Origin of the sequence: Maribacter aquimaris, from assembly GCF_014596745.1 — a bacterium.
Lineage (GTDB): Bacteria > Bacteroidota > Bacteroidia > Flavobacteriales > Flavobacteriaceae > Maribacter_A > Maribacter_A aquimaris.
The window spans coordinates 1-20,434 of sequence record NZ_JABTCF010000006.1; the positions used below are offsets into that span (position 1 = coordinate 1).

At 38.7% G+C, this 20,434-nt stretch carries 13 protein-coding genes; 6 read left to right on the top strand and 7 right to left on the bottom strand.

The window, feature by feature from the left end; translation table 11 throughout:
- The first annotated feature begins 286 nt into the window (after positions 1-286).
- Positions 287-1,000 (top strand): hypothetical protein, encoded by a 714-nt coding sequence (locus HPE56_RS10630; RefSeq protein WP_188243743.1) that lies wholly within the window; start codon positions 287-289, stop codon positions 998-1,000.
- A gap of 226 nt (positions 1,001-1,226) precedes the next feature.
- On the top strand, positions 1,227-2,876 hold the full coding sequence (locus HPE56_RS10635) for an AAA family ATPase (RefSeq protein ID WP_188243744.1): 1,650 nt from the start codon (positions 1,227-1,229) through the stop codon (positions 2,874-2,876).
- Between the two features lie 376 nt (positions 2,877-3,252).
- Here the strand turns inward: HPE56_RS10635 and HPE56_RS10640 are convergent, their stop codons facing one another.
- From HPE56_RS10640 to HPE56_RS10650, 3 genes are all read right to left on the bottom strand, one after another.
- Complete coding sequence (locus HPE56_RS10640; protein ID WP_188243745.1) at positions 3,253-4,530, bottom strand: site-specific integrase; 1,278 nt, start codon at positions 4,528-4,530, stop codon at positions 3,253-3,255.
- Positions 4,531-4,913: 383 nt separating this feature from the next.
- A complete protein-coding gene (locus tag HPE56_RS10645) occupies positions 4,914-5,102 on the bottom strand; it encodes a hypothetical protein (protein WP_188243746.1) in 189 nt (62 codons plus the stop codon).
- 135 nt (positions 5,103-5,237) lie between these two features.
- Positions 5,238-7,307, bottom strand: coding sequence for an alpha/beta hydrolase family protein (locus HPE56_RS10650; RefSeq protein ID WP_188243747.1), 2,070 nt, complete (start codon positions 7,305-7,307; stop codon positions 5,238-5,240).
- 986 nt (positions 7,308-8,293) lie between these two features.
- Between HPE56_RS10650 and HPE56_RS10655 the strand changes: the two genes are divergently transcribed.
- A complete protein-coding gene (locus tag HPE56_RS10655) occupies positions 8,294-8,518 on the top strand; it encodes a sigma factor-like helix-turn-helix DNA-binding protein (RefSeq protein ID WP_188243955.1) in 225 nt (74 codons plus the stop codon).
- Positions 8,466-8,648: a hypothetical protein gene (locus HPE56_RS10660; RefSeq protein ID WP_188243964.1), complete on the top strand. Its 183-nt coding sequence runs from the start codon at positions 8,466-8,468 to the stop codon at positions 8,646-8,648. The genes HPE56_RS10655 and HPE56_RS10660 overlap by 53 nt, the downstream gene beginning before the upstream one ends.
- Positions 8,649-9,080: 432 nt before the next feature.
- Here the strand turns inward: HPE56_RS10660 and HPE56_RS10665 are convergent, their stop codons facing one another.
- Positions 9,081-10,472, bottom strand: a complete 1,392-nt coding sequence (locus HPE56_RS10665) for a glycoside hydrolase family 28 protein (protein WP_188243748.1) — start codon at positions 10,470-10,472, stop codon at positions 9,081-9,083.
- Between the two features lie 512 nt (positions 10,473-10,984).
- Here HPE56_RS10665 and HPE56_RS10670 point away from each other — a divergent pair.
- On the top strand, positions 10,985-11,614 hold the full coding sequence (locus HPE56_RS10670; protein ID WP_223170274.1) for a SanA/YdcF family protein: 630 nt from the start codon (positions 10,985-10,987) through the stop codon (positions 11,612-11,614).
- Between the two features lie 56 nt (positions 11,615-11,670).
- A complete protein-coding gene (locus tag HPE56_RS10675) occupies positions 11,671-12,924 on the top strand; it encodes an NRAMP family divalent metal transporter (RefSeq protein WP_188243750.1) in 1,254 nt (417 codons plus the stop codon).
- Between the two features lie 38 nt (positions 12,925-12,962).
- Here the strand turns inward: HPE56_RS10675 and HPE56_RS10680 are convergent, their stop codons facing one another.
- The 3 genes from HPE56_RS10680 to HPE56_RS10690 form a co-directional block, all read right to left on the bottom strand.
- Entirely contained in the window at positions 12,963-14,891 is a 1,929-nt protein-coding gene (locus HPE56_RS10680; RefSeq protein WP_188243751.1) for an OmpA family protein, read from the bottom strand.
- Between the two features lie 120 nt (positions 14,892-15,011).
- On the bottom strand, positions 15,012-16,004 hold the full coding sequence (locus HPE56_RS10685; RefSeq protein ID WP_188243752.1) for a PorP/SprF family type IX secretion system membrane protein: 993 nt from the start codon (positions 16,002-16,004) through the stop codon (positions 15,012-15,014).
- A gap of 7 nt (positions 16,005-16,011) precedes the next feature.
- Positions 16,012-20,283, bottom strand: coding sequence for a Calx-beta domain-containing protein (locus tag HPE56_RS10690; RefSeq protein ID WP_188243753.1), 4,272 nt, complete (start codon positions 20,281-20,283; stop codon positions 16,012-16,014).
- Positions 20,284-20,434 lie beyond the last annotated feature (151 nt).

The following is a 20,434-nucleotide window of genomic DNA, read 5'->3' on the forward strand; positions in this document are numbered from 1 at the left end:
AGATCGTCCTTGACTTTTTTTAAATACATATTCTTAAGGTTTTTATCAAACAGTAAGATAACGTACTTTTATAAACAAACTAAAAGCTTCCGAGGTACGAGGATTAGTTCAACACCGTATAAAAATAATTGCGGTTTAGTGCTTAATCAAAGGTAGTTGCGTGCTTGTAACGTCTGATTTTCCTGCGGAAAATCCTCACATACAAACCCGCAACTATTCTTATACATAAACGTTAGCTGTAATTTAAAAGCAACAATCCGTCTATCGAATAATCAGGAACAATTAAGTGAAAAAAGAAAGAAGAAAACTACCATCAGAAATTTTAAGAAAAGCAACTGGAATTGACGAAATACAAGACGGAATAATTTCAGGTGCAATATCCACCATTCCTTGGCTTGGACCAGTAATGAATGAAATATTTATTCAAGTCCCGAACAGAATTCAACAAAAAAGGATTAATGAAACTGTTCAGATTTTACAAGAAAAGGTAAGGAGAATAGAAACAAACGAGTTAATTGAAAAATATATTCAAAGTGATGACTTTTACGATTTTAATGTCGGTTTCTGGAAATCTTCAATGCGAGTAAGAGATGAAAAAATACGAAATACTTTAGCTAACGTTTTTATGGATTCCGTCTTGACTCAAGAAAATTATGAATTAAGTGTAAATAGACTATTTCTTGACTTTTTAGTGAGTTTATCACCAATTCAAATAATACTTATTTCTTACATTAATTTCAATGAGAAATTGCTGGAAAAAATCGAATCTTATGACAACTTCTTTGCAAAATATAATGAGTACGACAAAAAAATAGTGATTGACCAATCTGAATTTAAGTTTTATTGTCTAGACATAGAGAATAAAGGTTTAATTACAACAAATGGAGGTTTAAGGGATTTTGGAGTTAAGGACTCTATTTTATATGACCATACATACGTTGAACCTTCTGTAAAAATGACAGAACTGGGAAAAAGATTTATGGAATTTATTATAAAATGAAATAAAAACTACAGCTAACACAGGCTATAGCAAATAGGGCAAAAAGTGCTATATTTAAGGGCTTGGGCTTGTTTACTAAGTCCGCCAAATCTTTTGGATTTGGCAATTAAAAAAGAAAAAATAATTACAAAACAAAAAGCTCTGGCTCATAGTTCAGACGGAAACGAAAAGTTTCCTTGCCTGCCCTACTTGCCATAGCCCAACCGTTGTGCTCAATTAAAATAGAATGGAAACTAAAATTAAACTAAGCAGATTACCAGATGAAGAATTCGTCTTTAACCGAATAAACATTCTATTAGGTGCAAATGGTACAGGAAAATCCAAACTTCTAAAGGAATTAAGAGACCAAGCTCCGAACTACTTTGGAAACAGAACCGTAATTTTTGTCGAAGGTGGTCGTACAATTAAACTGACTAACTCACTTCAACTAACAAGACATAACTTTCAACAATACGGAACACTTCAGAAAGCGAATCAGACATTTCAAAGTAAAAGGAAATCCACTCTTTCAGATAGAGTAATGGACGCGCTACTTTTGTTGGACAGAATGGGTCAAGAAATTAGAGGACAACATTCGGACAAAGTAAATGAGTGGCAAAAAAACGGACAAAATGGCCCAATGCCTTTAAGAGAAGAACCACCGTTAACAAAGCTGTTTACTCTTTTTTCTGAAATATTCCCTTCTATCGAACTCAATTTAGATTCGGCAAACAAATCTATTACTTGTACAAAAAATGGAAGCAGTCCATATCCACCGTCAGAACTCTCTGATGGAGAAAAACAAGTTCTTTCAATTCTTGCTGATATCGCAATACTTGGTGATGACAGCAGTCTAATTCTTGTTGACGAGCCTGAATTAAACTTAAACCCTGCTTTGGCGTGTCGTGTTTGGGACACCATTGAAAATGACCTTCCAGATTGCGTTTTTGTCTATACTACACATAATGTTGGCTTTTCAATGAGAGCTAATGTGGATAACGTTCTAGTCTTAAGCAACACTAACGAAAACATAAGTGAAATAAGCAACATTGGCGAGATTGATGGTAATGATTTAAGAGCACTATTGGGTAGTATCCCAGCAATTCTTTCGACTTCAAATGCCTTAATAACTGAAGGACGTGAGACTTCTTTTGACTCAATATTTTATCGATGGTTAGTAGGAAGAACAGATATTGAAATTGTACCTATGGGAAGTGGAAGTGATGTTCAAGCTGTAGCAAATCGTTTAGGCATTTGGAATGCAATTGCACCTTCCGTTAAACTCATGGGTGTTTTCGATAGGGATTATAAATCAAATGAAACAATTGATAGTTTAACTTCTGATAATTGTATTCCTCTGTTATTTCATGAAGCTGAATCTTACTTCTGTATTCCAAACGTGGTTGTACAAATAACCCAAAATATGGGCTTAAAAGAGGCTGTTCCTACTGCCGAGGAAATTGAAAATTTAATAATCTCAGAATTTGAAAAATTAAAATTAGAAATTGCTGCTCAAAGAGTATTTGACAGAGCCAAGATTAATCTAGCAGTTTCAATTCCAAAAACAGAATTGAAGCAAATTGATACAGTTGAATCACTTGAATTAAAGCTAATTGAAGAATCCAAAAGCCAAACTGAATATGCTAATGAAAATCTTGATGAAGCTAAAATCAAGGAAATCTTAAAAACAGAATTGGACTTTTGTGAAAAAGCAATAAACGAAAGGGATATCGAACTGATCCTAAGTCTATTACCCGGTAAGTCATTAATTGCTAAAATAAGTTCTATTTCAGGAGCTAGAAATCCTTCAGACTATGCCAGGGCGTGTACAAAACACTTGTCAATTGACGAATACGAGCCATTTAAAAAGTTAAAAGAATCACTGAAATTTGAATAAAATAACTGAGCACAACAACAGTAACCGTTGCACAAGCCTTTAATCAGACATAATATCATCGATATAAGCCTCTTCAAGGGGCTTTTTTCTTATCAACTCAGAAGAGAAACACCAATTTTAGATGCTTTGTAGAAGTACCGAACAAGTATTGAAAGGCACTTTTCACTAAGGTTGTCAAAGCAAGCTGCCCGGCCCCACTTTTGGAGCGCTTTTCAATGAATTTCAGGTATTTCTTCAGGTTGCTCATAAACTTCCTTGCATGCTTGTTGTGCCTGTGTAATCGAATGTAGCAACAACATTTTTTATGTAATTGATATTTAAAGAATTACAATATTATCATGTATTTATGTAGTCCTAAAAACAACTTTTAAATAAGTCAATCGAAATATTTATAAGATTCTACAGCTAAATCAAGGTTTGATTTTTTGATATAATTAAGAAACATCTTTTCAGAGCTATGACCCGTTATATTTATTAAAAAAGTAGTTGGGACTTTGCCGTAATAATTACTCGCAAATGATCTTCTACCAATATGGGAACTAACAAGCTCCCATTTTTCAAAGGTATCTGATACATCTCGATAGGTTTTATCCTTTACCTTGGTTCGTTTCTTTCCTTTGACCAATTCATTCAATCCGGCTTTTTGACAAACAACTTTGATATAGTCATTATACTTTTGATCTGAGATAGGTCTAGGGAACTCCCCTCCTCTTTTCTTCAAAACTTCCCTAGCTTCTTTTGACAAAGGTATTACCATACGTTTCTTTGTCTTTTGCTGAGTGAATTCCAAAAAGTATTTACCTTTCTCAATCCTAATATTTTCTTTTGTGAACCTCATAAAGTCCGAAACCCTTTGACCAGTATAACAACTAATCAACAACCAATCCCTAGCATTATCCAAATACCCTGTATCCAGCTTTAGATTTTTGATTTTTTCAATCTCACCAAAATTTAGAAAAATATGATTGACTGGCTCTTTTGCTATTTTCAAACTATCTAATTGAACATGAGTTTCGAGTCCTGAGTATCTAGCATGATTACAAACCGTCTTTATCAATGACAGTTCCCTTTGTTGTGTGTTCTGAGAGTATTTCTCATTATTACAATAATCTTGATATTTGATTTTAAAGTCCTCGTTAATATCCTTGATCAAAATTATTGAACCAAGATATTCCTGAAGCCTAACCATTTTATTCTTTGTTACCTTTATCCTTCTAATTCCTTTTTCGTCAAGCTCGTTTCTTCTGTATTCAATATAATGATCAAAATATCCAATTAAATCAGTTGGGATTTTAGGACCATCATTTGAGGTCGGGTTATAGTACTTTTCAAGAATTGTGTTGAGCCATTTTTTATCAATAACCTCTTTAGAATCTACCTTATCAAATGCGGAAAGAATATGGTCCTCAATCCTCATTAACTCCTGATTGGTTTCTGTATAAAGATTCCTTTGGTCTACATCTTTAATATCCCGGAGGTTTTTCTTATGAGTTTCATCCCAGTAGTATTTAGATACTTTCAGTTTTGTTTTAGCCCCTAGGACAAAATCCTTATACCCTTTCTCGTAGTCTTGGGACACAACCCTATAAAGCAACCTTACATTTAAGAAAGCCTCTCTTTTTGTGGACCTGTACAAAAAATTCACTGATGCCATATATTTGTATTATTTTTGTACGGCAAAGTTAAAAATTATTCAAAATAATTCAACAGTATTCAATGTGAATATTTTATTAATCCTTCCTAAACCATTGTATACAAAGGCATATTTTAATATTTACGGTAATTTCAAGAAATTGTATTATTGAATAATAGTGTTCCCGTCTCGAGTACAGAAGAAGAAAGACCAAAGCGAAAGCTTTGGTTTTTTTGTTTGTGGTTTTGCCGAATTTATTCGAGTAATAATGCGAACAAACTACCAGTTCACAACACAAAAAAACTAATAACAAGAGGGCTTTTCCAATAATAACACGATCAGGAGGAATCGATCACAATACAATCCCATCCCAAGCATTTTCCTATCCTATTATTGGACACCCTCTAGTAATAAAGCATTTCGAAATACTGGGTGTATTTTTGGGTCATAGTAACATTGCGGTTTGGAAACATCAATGGCAGGAATAAATCCGTAGGACTTAGATCGATTTCTTTTTCGGTCTTGTCGTTCAGAAGACCGTCCTCTTCTTTTTCGTTTTCCTTGATAAAGCCCGTGGAAGCATAAAAGTTCATTTAATTCCCCCACCAATACCGACCCTCTTCAAAAACATAAAACGTTTCAAGTAATTGTCTACCCAAACCACAATTTAAAAAGTACCGGGAATTCTTAAAAGAAATCGGAGCGCCTGACAACAACGCCTGGTTACTTTATTTAGCAAAAAAGTTTAATGATTCTTTTACTCCTCCTTCTGATAAAGGGGTTTTGATTATTTTCAATCTATGTTTTGGATGTAGTTCTACAAGATTGAGCAGCTTGTAATATGGTAAACTTCCCGGAACACTAAAGAAAGCTTCTTCTGGATTATAATATTCCTTGGTAATGCCTTCCGGACCAGACAAATATTGGTTGATTACTACTGATCTATCAAAAGGATTCTTGAGCGCTATGTAATGAAGGAAGCTAAAACTTGCAGAATTTTCAATCATGGCATGCAATTTCCTCTTTTTATTCCGGGTATCTTTATGAATAAATTCCACAATCAGATCTATGGATTCTGCCTGAATACCTGTTATACTTTTGCCTACCAAATTTGCACCGAACAGATAATTTAAGGGCACCTGTTCAACAATTCCATCTCCTGAAAAGTCAGGATTAGACAACTCCCCCATTCCTGGAAGGTCGGCCGAAACTACCGTATAACCCTTATCCATTAATTCATTTACAAATGTGCTCTCCAATATAATTTCTTTTCCCTTAGGATGCAGCCACAATAGCACCTTATCAGCTTTGGAATCAGCTTTGGTAGCTACGTACACCGGCAAAGCATAATCCCCTTTTGTATTTTCAAGAAAATACTTCTCTACTTCCATTCCATCTTTAACAATTTTTCCGGTAAACACAGCCGATGATAACTTACGGTCGAGTTTTATCCCCGCCAATTCAGCCGAATACTCAGGCAAAAAGAATTCCGAAGTTCCTTTTTTACTAGCATATTCCCGGTTTAAGTTAAAAACCGTTTTACATTTTAACGAAGAGCTAAGCTGACCGGTTTGCGTTGACCATAGGTCTTCCACAGGGAAAGGTTCTATTTCAATGTCATTAGAATCCCCAGGCAGGGATAAATGCTTTTGAAAGAAACCATACATTGCCATCCTGTTTAATTTGGTCGATTCATGTTTTCCCATATCTTCTACCATTTCAACATTATCCCCTTTTCCAAGGGCTACATATGATTTCTTTACTTCATCAAATGTTTCACGTGCTCCCTGGATACTGAAAAAATCATTAATAGTTGTGATAATCAGGCTTGGCTTGGGCATCCTAACATGTAAAAAATCAGGGTGGTCAATTCCTTTAGAGATTCCATTATACAAATTCTGCTCGGCATCCTGAACACCTACGGACTGTAACAACCTCTTATAATTCGTAATAAAAGCTTCTGGTGCCGCTGCATAAATACGTTCGTCGCAGGCAGCTATCATAGCTGTTTGTGTACCTCCCCCGGACCTTCCCGTAATCCCGATACGCGATACATCAACTTCAGGTCTCGTATAAAGGTAATCCACTACCCTTATACCATCCCATATAAAATAGTCCGATAGTGAGACTCCCCACAACAGGGCTTGGGCTCCTGCATAAGAATGTTCCAGTGTAGGACCTCCTATTAGGGAGTTTCCTGTTTTTGAATCTAGGTACTGTAATCTTTCACCTTGTCCAATAGGGTCAAACGCCATTACAATAAAGCCTTTGGATACTAGGTTTAAAATAACATGTTGATATCCTTTACTTCTAAAGCCAAGACTAGTATGTCCTGAAGTAAAAATAATAGCAGGGGCAGGGTCTTGTCTTTTGTTAGGAAGAAATAGGCTGGCGGTAACATAAAATCCTGGATGGGATTCAAAAATAATTTTTTCAACTCTAAATGCTTCCCGTTCTATAGTTCCCGTAATCTGCGGATTCAGTGGTGTCTTCTCAAATTTGGAAAGAGGGGAAATCAATATATTCTTTATGCTATCCCTGTAGGACAACCAATCTGATTTTGTCTTTAAACCATCAATCGTTCCTTGCCTCTTTTCTAGATATTGAAATGCCGCATTATTGATTATCCGTTGTAGCGCATCATCATTGGATTTGTGAGAAATCCATTCATTGGTCTTTCCTCGGTTTACGTGAAAAACAGACTCCACAGGAATTTGAGCGTTCAAAACATTACTAACTAAGAAAAAATTCAAAAGCAATAGCGTAAACCTTAAACTCCTTATTGAAAAAAATACCATGTTGAATTTGTTTTTTTTATAAATGGATATAATTAATATTGGCTATTCAAGAAATTTCCCGACTTTCTATTTTGTTAAAGGAAATATCCCTTAGATTTTTCATTTTACCAATAATATATCCCCATTACTATCATAGAATGTAGAGTCTTTTATTGGTGAATCTTCTAGCCCCTCCGCATGAACAACCCTCTTGGCGTACAATTTACAATCAATTGAATTCATAATCGCATGAGAATAAAACCATCTCAATTTATTTTACAATAGTATCTGCTATTGTAAATTTTGTCTAACCAATTGTTACACCCTTCTACCTACTGACATTACTACCATCTAAAAAGAAATCTATCTTGACTGATAACCATATTTGGCTACAACATTCCTTGTTGTTGATAAATCATTCAAAATAAAAATATCGTACTTATTACCTCCAGGGTATACTCTGATGGCAATGTGCCCATTTTTAGACTTAAAAGCTTTGGAAAGGGATTCTCCCAAATATTGTTCGTTCACAGGATGTAGCGAGTTGGTAAACAAATCCCGTTCACCTGGATAAACATATGGACTCATAATGCATCTCAAAACATCCTCCCCCGGATGTCGAATGGTCCAGCTTTGACTAATCCATACTCTTGGTTGTAAACTACTAATAAAAAATTCATTCTGGGAATCGCGATTACCATGATGGTTTAGTAAAGCCACATCAACGTTTCCTATAACCGGGGCAACATGTGATTCCATGCTTTCGGGATCGAGGGAACTCGTATGTCCGATCCCGGGAATATCACCCCCCCGTATAAAAATCGAATAAACCGTAGCTTATACGTATGCCTAAAGAAAGACTATTTTCCGAAGGGTGATCAACTGGTTTATACTTACGAAATGCTACCCTATTACCTGTTGCAGAAGCGATTTCTCCATTTGCAAAAAGACTCTTGACAACAAAATTGGGAAATAAGGATGAATACACGTTGGAGCGCAACATAAAGATGGTACATCGAGAAATTCAAAAGCTGCCCCCAAAATGCAAGGCAATATTCCTTCTCAGCAAACAAGACGGACTTACCAACCTAGAAATTGCTGAGTACAAGGGGGTTTCAATAAAAGCGGTCGAGGCTCATATTACTAAGGCCTTTTCTATACTTAGGCAAACCATTGGAAATGAAGTACATCACCTTTTATTCCTTTTATTCAAATTCAAAAAAAGCAATTGACTTTAGTCAAACCATTGGTAATGGTACTATTTCAATCAAAACATTGCTCTATCTTCCCTTGTTGCCAGAGACCAAAATTCAGTACGGACACAGTACACAGTTTTATAGTATTTACCATCTAAAAGCGTAAAACTTTGGGATTTTATCAAGCCCATTACCCGAAAATCCCGGGTGCGCATCTAGATTTAATAACAAATTGCAATCCCTTAATGCCTGGCTTACTCTCCCTATTTTAATGCAATGGAAATTATAATGCCCTCCTTTTATTCAGAATTCGCCCCATGTATAATAAGGGCAAGGATAATAACGAAACAATTTTAAGAAATAGAGTAAAGGAATGATGGGTTAATTTGTCCATATCGTTAAAAGCTCCCTGCTTTTTCCAATACATCATCTGCTTCCCTATGCATAAAATTCGCTTGGCAATTGAATGTCGTCGTTACCGAAGAAGACAATATGACTTTTATAGTATCTGAAAGGGAATCTTACCTCCTACTTCGTTGTCGAAAATAAATCTAGCCATATGCCCGTCATTATGTATGATAGATTGTTGTGTGTTGTGTTATTCATTTTCATCTTGAAATAAAAGCTCTTTTCCTTTAATGGATATATTATTAAAACTAGAATTTTCAGTATTACTGAATTCTGATTTGCTATTCTCTTTTATTACCATAATATTTTCTAATACAATATGATGTATTGGTTTATTGATTAAACCTTTAATATTTATCCCTTTGTCTTTAGCACTACTACATATTATGTTCTTCAATTGAATATGATGAAATTCTGAAGGGGAATTACCTCCTGCATAACTGTGGTAATTGTTTGTAAAGAATATTGCTGTTTTCGTTTGGTCAATATAAACACCATCGAAATATATATTACGGATAAAACCACCCCGATCTTGATTTGATTTAAATTGTATGGCATTTTGTTCTACCGTTTTCATAATAAAGTTCTCAACATATACATTTTCTATTCCACCCGACATTTCACTACCAAAAGCAATTCCATGCAAAACATTCTCAGCGATGCAATTTCTGATGACTATGTTTTTACTTGGACGATTAACCCTCCATGCATCGTTATCTCTACCCGATTTTATCGCTATAGCATCATCCCCTGTATTAAAAATACAATCTTCAATAAGGACATCTTCGCTAGAATCAATATCGATTCCGTCATTATTCGGCATGTGACTTTTTATTTTCACATCTTTAATGGTTATACTTTTACAATATGTAGGTTGTATAATCCAAAAAGGTACATTTTCAATGGTAATATCACTAATTAGAATTCGTTCACAATTAAAAAATTGGATAAACGAAGGTCTTAAAAAATGACCTTCCCCAAACAAACGCTGATCAACGGGTTTGAGTTCCTTACCCATTTTCCTAAGACTTTCTTGCGCTGTTTTTTGTAAAGGTTTCCAAGCACCCATACCCCCTTTAGCATTTCCATCAAACTGTCCCTTTCCTGTAATGGCAATATTATTTTTACCGTTAGCATATATATACGGAGAATAATTATATATCTCTACTCCTTCCCAACGAACTAGTTTCATTGGTAGATAATCTTTAGGATTCTGACTAAATACGATTTTTGCACCTTCTTGGAGATGTAGATTGATATTGCTTTCAAAATGTATGGGGCCTTCAAATAAATACACCCCTTCAGGAACAACAATTTTTCCTCCCCCTTGCGAACTGATTTCTTTCATTAAAGAATCCATTAATGGTTTGCAATTCATTTCACCATCACCTTTTGCTCCCAATTCCTTAAAATTGCTTACGGATTTTGCAATACGCGGTAATTGTATACTTTTTATTATCTCTGTTTTAGAAATACTGCCACTATCAATTGCATCTTGCGTATTGCCTTTACAACCTAATATTAAAAGAAATAATATATTAATGGATATAAATAAGCGAAGGGTCTTTATGTAATTTTTCATTTTGTTATAGTTTGATTCAATAACTAATAGATCATATGTTCGTAAAGGCAGCTAGTTTACAAAGTTAAAAGGATATAGTTTATACCATATTTTGACTTACCCTTATTATTACTTATTTATTTTTAATCTTATTTTCATTAAAGAAACCTGAAATTACGTTTCAAAGGAAGACCTTCCAAATGTCCGTTCCCATATCCTCTATAACCATATATTTACCTTTGAATACTGCCGTTAGATACACCTATTAGTATGACTTCTGTCTTACGGCCCCATTTTGGCCTGCCTTCAATACTTTCATATTAGATTGATCATTGGATTTAGGTATTCTTTCCGGAAAAGGTCTATTGGAAAAATCATGAATAGAAACAGGGGTTTCCCATCCCAAACATATTTCTATCCTATTGGGCACCCTTTAGCGAAATAGCATTTCGGAATACAGGGCGTTTTTGTTTATTTTGCCCCTAATACTTTTCTTATTTGGCTACCTTTACAATATGGGTAAAGTGTTCACAATGGGATTTTTAAAAAAGGTAGGTTTACTGATCGCCTGTGTACTATTACTCATTTTTATCTGTAATTTGATTATTGAATCGGGCGCCAAAGGCAAAACATTCTCATCGCTGAACACGGTTCCCAAAAACCGTGTAGGCTTGGTCCTTGGTACTGCCAAAAAGCTCGTGGGTGGCCAACCCAATCCGTATTATTCCAATCGTATAAAAGCCACCGTAGAACTGTTCAATTCCCACAAAATCGATTTTGTATTGGTAAGCGGTGATAATGAGACCATTTATTACAACGAACCTAATACCATCAAAAAAGACCTCATTGAACAAGGCATCCCCAAAGAACGCATCTATTTGGACTATGCAGGCTTTAGGACCTTGGACTCCATGGTAAGGGCCAATGTTGTTTTTGGCTTGGACAGCGTTACCGTCATCTCACAAAAGTTCCATAACGAACGCGCCATTTACATTGCCAACCAAAAAGGATTGCACGCCATAGGGTACAATGCACAAGGTATTCCAGGAAAGGGAGGATTCAAAGTGCAAATCAGGGAATATTTTGCCCGGGTAAAGGTCTTTATCGATCTTCTTTTAAAAACCGAACCTAAATTCTACGGTAACACCATCGAAATAAAATAGCCCCAAGGTATTTCGCTTAAAAAGATTATTTTAGGATGATTATTCGCGAACACCCAATGTCAAAACTCAAAATACTATTCAGAAATCTGGGCCCCGGCCTTTTGTTCGCAGGCATGGCCATAGGAACGTCCCATTTGGTATTATCCACAAAGGCAGGCGCCCAATATGGTTGGATAATGATTATCCCTATTGTACTCGCCAACATCATTAAGTATCCGTTCTTTGAATTTGGGGTGCGCTATACCAATATTACCAATACATCACTGATTGAAGGGTATTTAAACCGTGGCAAGGCCTTTCTCTGGTTCTATGCCTTGATTACCTTGGTGTCTACCTTTACGATCCTGGCCGCTTTATACACGGTTACCGCAGGACTTTTCATCAATCTATTCCAGATTACCAACATTCCCATAAGTACGATAGCCTTAGGCCTTTTTGCGTTTATATCTTTACTGTTGATCGTTGGACGGTATAAGCTTCTGGAAATATCCTTGAAATTCATCGTTACCATTTTATTCGTGGCCTTAATGATCACAACGGTCATGGTTGCTTTTAAAGGTAGGGTCGATGCGGTTCCCGATTTTAAACCGATTCCGATTTTCAATGAGGCAGGTATTTTGTTTTTGATCGGATTAATGGGATGGATGCCTACTACCGTGGAAGCCTCCACTTGGATCAGTCTCTGGAGTATCGAAAAATGGAAGAGCGGAAAACGCAAGCCTACTTTGAAAGAATCACTGCTCGAATTCAATATCGGATATATCCTAACGGGGGTATTTGCTGTTTTCTTCCTTATTATCGGATGGTTCACCTTGTACGGAACCAACACCGTATTAAGCGGGAATGCCGTAGATTTTGCAGACCAGGTCGTTCAATTATTCACCACACATATAGGGGATTGGGCCTATATCTTCATTGCTACGGCTGCTTTTGCCACCATGTTCAGTACCTGTATGTCGGCCCATGATGCCATAGTGCGGGTAAGTTTGGATACGTTGGATCTACTATCCCCAAAAGTTCGACTACAAACCAAAAAATGGCCTTTTGCGGTACTGGTTGTCCTACTCTCAACCATCAACCTGATCGTGATCTTTGGTTTTGGTTCGAATATGGGAAAACTGGTGGCCCTGGCTACCTTTGTCTCTTTTGTAGTCGCACCGATTATAGGTTACATGAACCTGAAGAATGTCATGAGTAACGAAATACCACTGCACTTAAGACCCAAAAAAGGATTACAGGTATTGACCTATGCCGGCATTCTCTTTTTGGCCCTGTTTTCGGTCTATTATTTTTGGATCGTGATTTTTTGACCCTCCAATTAAAGGGTTACATCCTCAAATAATACAACCTATAACTCCTGGGCATTCTTCACTACAATGAGTGTACGATCATTCTGTTTGTGCAGAAAGTCCAAACAATAGACCCCATCAGCACATTTATTGACCAGATTTTCCTCTCCGTAGCCCATGGCGGAAACGATATTGGAACTGGCAACACCTTTACTTACCAAATAGGATCGGATGGCATCGGCACGCTTTTGGGAAAGCTTTAAATTCGTTGCTTTGGCCCCTTTGCTATTGGTATATGTTTCAATACCCAACTGCAAAAGAGGGAAACGTTGAACCGCCTCTACCACTTTATCAAGTTCGGTCGCAATCGCCGCAGTTATATCGGCCCTACCCCTTGCAAAATAGAACTTCTGTAATTTCAAGACTTCCTTCCCTTCCTTTTCGGTCAAAACATCATCGATCATCGATAGTCCCATCTGAAAACCTTTATCCTCTAGACCGGCATAATCATTTTCTTTATAAGTAACCGAAAAATTGGAAAAACGTTCTTTTGAAGCCTTGACCGTAACTTCATCTTCCCAAGGAATCTCAATTCTAAATTCACCCTCCTCATTGGCGTAAACCTCGGTCAAAACAGCTCCTTCCTTATCAAACAACTGTACCAGGGCCTTGCCAACCGCTTGATTGGCCTTAAGGTTAACCACGCGACCTTTTAAGGACAGGGTTTTTAAACCGAGCTCTTCCATAGATTTAAATCCATAGATATCATCATTACCCTTGCCCCCTTTTCGATTGGATGAAAAGTAACCCAATAGGCCTTCAGGCCCATCCTGTTTTATGATAAGACCAAAGTCATCCGCTGTTGAGTTGATCCCCTTACCCAAATTGATGGGTATACCGAAAGACCCGTCTGCGTACATCTTGGCCTTGTACATATCCATACCTCCCAAACCATAAAATACATCGGAAGAAAAATACAGGCTCTTTTGGAAAATGTACGGGGCTATCTCATTTCCTGGGGAATTGATCCTTGGTCCCAAATTTCGGGGTTCAGACATGATCTGTCCATTGTTGGTCACCACATAATAAATATCGGTTCCCCCATAGCCCCCTTCAAAATTGGCTGCAAAATACAACCTCGAAGTCGCGGCTTCATAAAAAGGATAGTAGAACGAGACACTCAGGTCCTTGAGCAAAAAACGTTGGTCACCCTGACCCCCGGACATGGCAATGGCCAAGGAATTTTTACCATTATCATCAAAACGCAGTTCCCCATCATAGGTATTGGAAGTCACATAGAACAATTTGTCCAACTCCTCGGAATAATAGGGAGTGGCCTCATGATATCCACTTTCCGGAATGCCGATAAAGGTATTGGCGTTCAATACATTACCATCGGAGTGCATCCTCCCTACATAGATATCCAAATATGCCTCCCCAGAGGGTTTATACACCTCTTTGGATTTCTTTCCCCGTCCGCTACTGAACAATAACTTATCCTTATAAAAACTTGGGGCAAAATCGGCTTGTGGACTATTTGCGCTTACATTGGTTGTTTGAAGCCCCTTATTTTCGCTTTGGCTGGAATCCAACAAACTGTAATTGAAATCGGCATTTTCCAGCAACTCATTGGCAAAATCATTGCTTTTTGAACCGAGGAAGGTCCGTACCCTTGCCACGTCGGATGTTTTTGCCAAACTCTGCAGCATCATATTAAAGCGAAGACCGGACATTATGGTATCTTTCTTATGGATATCCAGATATATTTTTGAAGCATCGGCATAATCGCCTAGTTTGTAATAGGAATCCGCCATGTTCAATAACTGACTGTTTTTCAAGGGTCCCTTCGCCATTTCCTTTTTATACTCTACAATCGCACTTTTGTAATCATAGCCATAAAAAAGAATGTCTGCCTTTGACTTTTCCTCTTGGGCAAATGAATGTGCCAAGATCATAAAACAGCATAGTAGTAAAGCCTTTGTTCTCATGTGTGTATTTTCAATATGTTTTCCCGTCATAGCCACGCCTTGATCACTTTTATACCATTTACATTGCTGTCAATGGTCTTGTTGTTCCTCTGGATGCTATGGTATTCCCTTCTATAATTCCTAAAAGAACCTTGGACTATCTATTTGCTTTGGTTTGCCCTTAGCGTTATTGGTTTTGGGTTCCCTACTTCGGTTATTTCCTTTTCCTAAATAAAATTTGAGAATGACCTCGTGTGAGCCATTGTTATATTCTCCCAAGCCATTCGTATTGTAATCATAGGAATACCCTATAAACATACTACTTGAAGCCTGAAAACCTGCCAGAGCGCTCACGGCATTATCCACTCTGTAGGACGCTCCCAAGGTTACTTTATCATTGATCAGGAAGTTAGACGATATATTAATGTTCACTGGTGACCCCTGAAGGTAATTGACCATGAACGCGGGTTTCAATTTCAAGGTCTTTGATAGATCGAACACATAGCCCCCAATAAAATTGAACTGTACCTTATCCTCAACCAAAACAGCCACCTCATCCCCATATATACCATTGGTCAGAAAATTTGGAATGGACAGTCCAGCATACCAATTATCGGAATACAAAAATGCCCCGGCCCCGATCGTAGGGTAGAATTTATTCACGGTTTGCTCGTTGAGCAGCGGTTCATTTTCTATTTCGAAATCCCCTTTATTGAAATCAACGTTCAAGAAAGACCCACCTACATCCAAGCCGAAGGAAAGTTTGGTATCGTCCGAGACACTTACCTGGTACGAATAGGCGACATCAACATAGGTTTGGGTAAACGGTCCCAACTGATCGCTGACCACGTTAAAGCCCAATCCGTTCTTTTCGTTGGAAAAAGGAACATTGACCCCGAACCTCATCGTTCTTGGCGCCCCAGGGATATCGAGCCATTGCGCCCGGTACAACCCGATGATCTCGGGGGTTTCGACCGTACCGACATAGGCAGGGTTGAAGCTCCCAATATTGTACATGTACTGGGTATATTGCGGTTCTTTTTGTCCATGCGCCATAAAGGATACGAAGAATACCATTAGGGAGACAAAACAGATTGTTTTTGCAGCAAAAGTATGTGTTGTTCTGTAGTTCATTATCGTATTATCTTATGATTTGGATCCAACCTTTTTTAACTTCAGACCCATCGGCCAAATCCAAAATGTAGAAGTAAGTCCCTTTCGGCAATTCCTTATTATTACGTGTTCCATCCCAAGTATTGTCATAGTCCCGGGTCGCAAACACCTGATTCCCATAACGGTCGTAGATTTCCAACGAGTTACCCGCATATTCAGGGTTGGTGATACAATTGATATACAAGAAATCGTTGGTGCCATCGCCGTTAGGTGAAAACTGGTTGAACAGGAATCCGCATTCATTGTTACTGCGTTCCCCGACCTCTATGGTAACCGTAGCCTCATTATTGTCCGGGTCAATATCAAATGGGGAAACCGCTGTGATCGTGGCCGTATTATCGTAAAAACCTGATGCTATGGTTTCGACCAAGATTACGAGGGTAACACTATCCCCTGCATTCAACAAAGGAATATCCCAAGTACCTGCCACTTCATCATAAACCCCACTACCGACTCCGGTAAAATGTGAGATATAGTTAAAGCCCATCGGATCGAGGACTTCACTCACCTGAATGGAGGCCGCATCTTCCATAGAAATATTATTTACCGTTATGGTAAAGGTCATTTGTTCGTTTATCCTCAGGTAATCGACATCGGCCGTTTTTGTGATTTCGAGATCCACGGTAGCCACACAGAATTCGCTATCGGGGTTTGGCAAACATGGGTTGGTATTCGCAGGATCCAATTGATCCACGACACCATCCATATCGGTATCGTCGATATTGGAATCCAAGGCATCGATGATGCCATCCCCATCTTCATCCAAAGGATTGGCGGAATCGTCCCCGACTTCGACGCCATCCTCGATACCATCGCCATCGGAATCCACGTTGTTTGGATCTGTACCCAGAATAGCCTCAACACCATCAAAAAGTCCATCTAAATCACTATCCATATCACAATCATTGACCGTTATGGTCACTTGTGAGGTTACGTTATCACAAAATGGTGCGGTTGCATCATCGGTGGTATAGGTAAACACATAACTCCCTTCTGTCAATCCTTCAAAATCAATGATATTATCACTGCCTAGCACTATTGAATTCGAGGGGTCGGTGGTAACACTCCAGCTACCACTACCTTGTCCCGTTATCAAATCATCCAAATCCCTAATGGAAGTCCCATTGGCGGCAATACTACAGGCCGAAGTATTGGTTGTAGTGCCTGCCGAGGGTGCAGGATAGATCGTCGCTACCACTTCCTGTCGTTCAGACACACAACCGTTGGCCGTAGCCTCCACAAAATAACTGGTTGTGGTTGAGATATTATCGGTAAAGGTAAGCCCTGTACCAAGGAGGTTCCCCCCTGTTGCACTATCGTACCATGTAAAGGTTGGCGGGGTATCAGCATCGGCAGCGGCATTGGCCGAAAGGGTTACTTCCCCTGGACCACATAATTCATCCCCAAGGGTCCCGGCGATGACCGGTATGGGGTTTAAGGTCAATTCCACTTCGATGGTACCACTGGCACAATTATTGTCCGCGTCATAGAAGAAACCATAATACGAACCCCCATTGGCCGGATTATCAACTTCCGAAGGAAGCAAATGGGCCCCTGTATTTAATGGATTGGAAAGTAAACTCCATGTCAGTACCGTTCCTGCCGGTGGTGTTGAATCGGTATAATCGTTTAAACTCATAGGCGTACCATCACCGTAGGTAAACGTACCGCAGAAGGTGGTTTGTACATCGGTATTTAAAATGGGTGCGGCAACGCAGTTATCATCATCATTGATCGTACCGGTCGCAGAACCACCTGCAACAAGACTAACACCATTGGTAGGTGTTCCCAATTGCACGGTAAACGTCTCTGAATCCTCTAAAATAGCATCATCCACTATAGGTACTATGATTTGCTCAATCTCACCGGTAGTACCATCAAAAGTGATCGAACCCCCGGCACTATCAAAATCAACTCCGCCACCTGTGGCCGTACCATTTGAAAGCGTATAATTTACGGTTGTCCCTCCCGAAATGGCATTACTCAATGTTACATTAAAGACTATGGTTCCGCTTGCGGCATTTTCATTATTGGCTGCATTTGTTATTGACAATGAAGCCACATCATCATCGACATTGGTCACTGCTATGGTTTGGTTCGAAAGACCATCGAAACTATCGTCACTATCGTTATCGGATACACTTACCGTTATATTGTAATTTTGATCACCATCTACCTCAGTATCATCGACCGGATTTAAGGTAACTGTTTGAGGTATACTATAACTCAGAGGTGTAAAGGTCAATATGGCCTGTCCAGCGGAAATAGTACCTTCACCCGTATCTCCAGAGGCGACCAACAACACTACATTACTCTGAGGCTGGGCATCCAAAACCACCGTAAAGGTCTCACTAGTGCCGTTTTCCGTTGTGGAAAGCGTAGTGGTGGATAACGTAAAGCCTGCGGTGTCATTGTCTACAATATTTAAACTTGCACTGTTTGCAGTACCAAGATCGTAATCGGCACTTCCTAACAAGGTAAGAGTAACCGTCTCCGTGCCCTCTACAATCACATCGTTTACAGGATCAATGGTCACTGTAGCTGTTCGACCACCATTAGGTATGGTTATCGGAGTGCCAATGAGGACATAGTCTGCCGTAACTGCAGTTCCTCCTATGGTATAATTTACGGTTACAGGGTTTCCTGAAGCGTTTATCGCACCTAAATCAATCTCGAAAACACCATTGTTATTACCTGCTTCCGCTCCAGTAGCATCGGTGGCGGAAACTGTGGCTGTAAAAGTATCATTATCAGTGATGTTGACCGTAGCCGTTCTATTGGCCACTGCCCCCAGATCATACCCCGCATCTGCAAGCAAGGTCAAAACAACAGTCTCTGTTCCTTCCACTACCGTATCGTTAACAGGATCAATGGTTACTGTAGCTGTTTGATCACCATCAGGAACAGATACTGACGAACCTATTGTGAAGTAGTCGTCGGTATTATCTGCCGTACCAGTAATAGTATAATTCACTGTCACAGCTGATCCCGTGTCATTTACAGCTCCTAAATCAATCTCGAAAACGCCATTGTTACTACCCCCTTCCGCTCCAGTGGCATCCGTTGTAGATATTGTTGCCGTAAAGGAATCATCATCGACATTCGTGACTGATACATTCTGGTTCGGTAATAGATCAAAGGCATTATCACTACTTGCATCCACTACCCTGAGCCTAACATTATAAGTTTGATCACCGTCAACTACTGCATCATCCACTCCCGTTACCGTTACTATTTGTGGCGTATTCCAGTTCGCGTTGGTAAACGTTAGATTTGCTAGATCAACAGTGCCTTCATCCGTATCTAACGAGGTTACATCGATGACCACATCGGTTAGTGGCTGTGCATCCAATACTACCGTAAAACTATCCGAAGTACCCGTCTCATTCGTTAACGTACTACCACCTGATGCTACAACAGTGAACCCAGGGATATCATCATCAACATTCGTCACGGACACATCCTGATTTAGTACGGGATCAAAATCATCGTCGCTACTTGCATCTACTACTCGAAATCTTACATCATAGGTTTGATCATTATCAACTGCCGTATCGTTAACCCCCGTTACCGTTACTGTCTGTGGCGTATTCCAATTAGCATTGGTAAACGTCAGGTTTGCAGGGGCAACCGTACCTTCACCCGTATCTAACGAAGTTATATTGATAACTACATCCGACAAGGGTTGTGCATCTAAAACAACGCTAAGATTATCAGTAGTCCCAGACTCATTGGTCGATGTACTACCCCCAGATTCAGTTACCGTAAAGCCAGCAACATCATTATCCAAAATAGTGATTTCGGCAGAAGCATTACTTAAATCTATGCTATAACTACCTAAATCTATCTGCCAAATAACGTTTTCATCATTTTCAATTAAGTTATCATCCAAAACATCAAGAGCAACTGTAGTTGATGCATCTCCAAAAAAATTAGGAGATAGAGAAACAGAAACAGGAAGGGCCGTATAATCATCACCTGCAGTCGCAGTACTTGATGGATCTACAGATAAAAAAACGTTTACTGGATTAAGGAATGTACCTCCAGTTAAACTTATGGTATATTCCCCTGAAACTGGCCCATCTTCTTCAGCAGTAGCCTGCGAAGCTGTTATGGACACCGTCTGCCCATACCCGCTAACGGACAACAACAGAAACGCACCAAAAAACAATAACTTTTTGGAAATCTTGGACATCGCTTGAAATGGGGTAACCATGGTATCTTTTCTTTTCTTTTTCATAGACCGTTTTTTTGAACCTACCGCACCAAAAAATAGTTGATGAACCTGTATGGTCAAACCAAAAAATAGGGAGTCAATATTACTAAAAAAAAAGCGATCACCTTAATTCCTAGGATTAAAACAGGCTTTTTTGGCTCAAATGCAATATACT

Excerpts from the sequence above, each read along its gene's own strand:
- HPE56_RS10635 (WP_188243744.1), top strand. The coding sequence starts at position 1,227 with ATGGAAACTAAAATTAAACTAAGCAGATTACCAGATGAAGAATTCGTC.
- HPE56_RS10640 (WP_188243745.1), bottom strand. The coding sequence starts at position 4,530 with ATGGCATCAGTGAATTTTTTGTACAGGTCCACAAAAAGAGAGGCTTTC.
- HPE56_RS10645 (WP_188243746.1), bottom strand. The coding sequence starts at position 5,102 with ATGAACTTTTATGCTTCCACGGGCTTTATCAAGGAAAACGAAAAAGAA.
- HPE56_RS10650 (WP_188243747.1), bottom strand. The coding sequence starts at position 7,307 with ATGGTATTTTTTTCAATAAGGAGTTTAAGGTTTACGCTATTGCTTTTG.
- HPE56_RS10655 (WP_188243955.1), top strand. The coding sequence starts at position 8,294 with ATGGTACATCGAGAAATTCAAAAGCTGCCCCCAAAATGCAAGGCAATA.
- HPE56_RS10660 (WP_188243964.1), top strand. The coding sequence starts at position 8,466 with ATGAAGTACATCACCTTTTATTCCTTTTATTCAAATTCAAAAAAAGCA.
- HPE56_RS10665 (WP_188243748.1), bottom strand. The coding sequence starts at position 10,472 with ATGAAAAATTACATAAAGACCCTTCGCTTATTTATATCCATTAATATA.
- HPE56_RS10670 (WP_223170274.1), top strand. The coding sequence starts at position 10,985 with ATGGGATTTTTAAAAAAGGTAGGTTTACTGATCGCCTGTGTACTATTA.
- HPE56_RS10675 (WP_188243750.1), top strand. The coding sequence starts at position 11,671 with ATGTCAAAACTCAAAATACTATTCAGAAATCTGGGCCCCGGCCTTTTG.
- HPE56_RS10680 (WP_188243751.1), bottom strand. The coding sequence starts at position 14,891 with ATGAGAACAAAGGCTTTACTACTATGCTGTTTTATGATCTTGGCACAT.
- HPE56_RS10685 (WP_188243752.1), bottom strand. The coding sequence starts at position 16,004 with ATGAACTACAGAACAACACATACTTTTGCTGCAAAAACAATCTGTTTT.
- HPE56_RS10690 (WP_188243753.1), bottom strand. The coding sequence starts at position 20,283 with ATGAAAAAGAAAAGAAAAGATACCATGGTTACCCCATTTCAAGCGATG.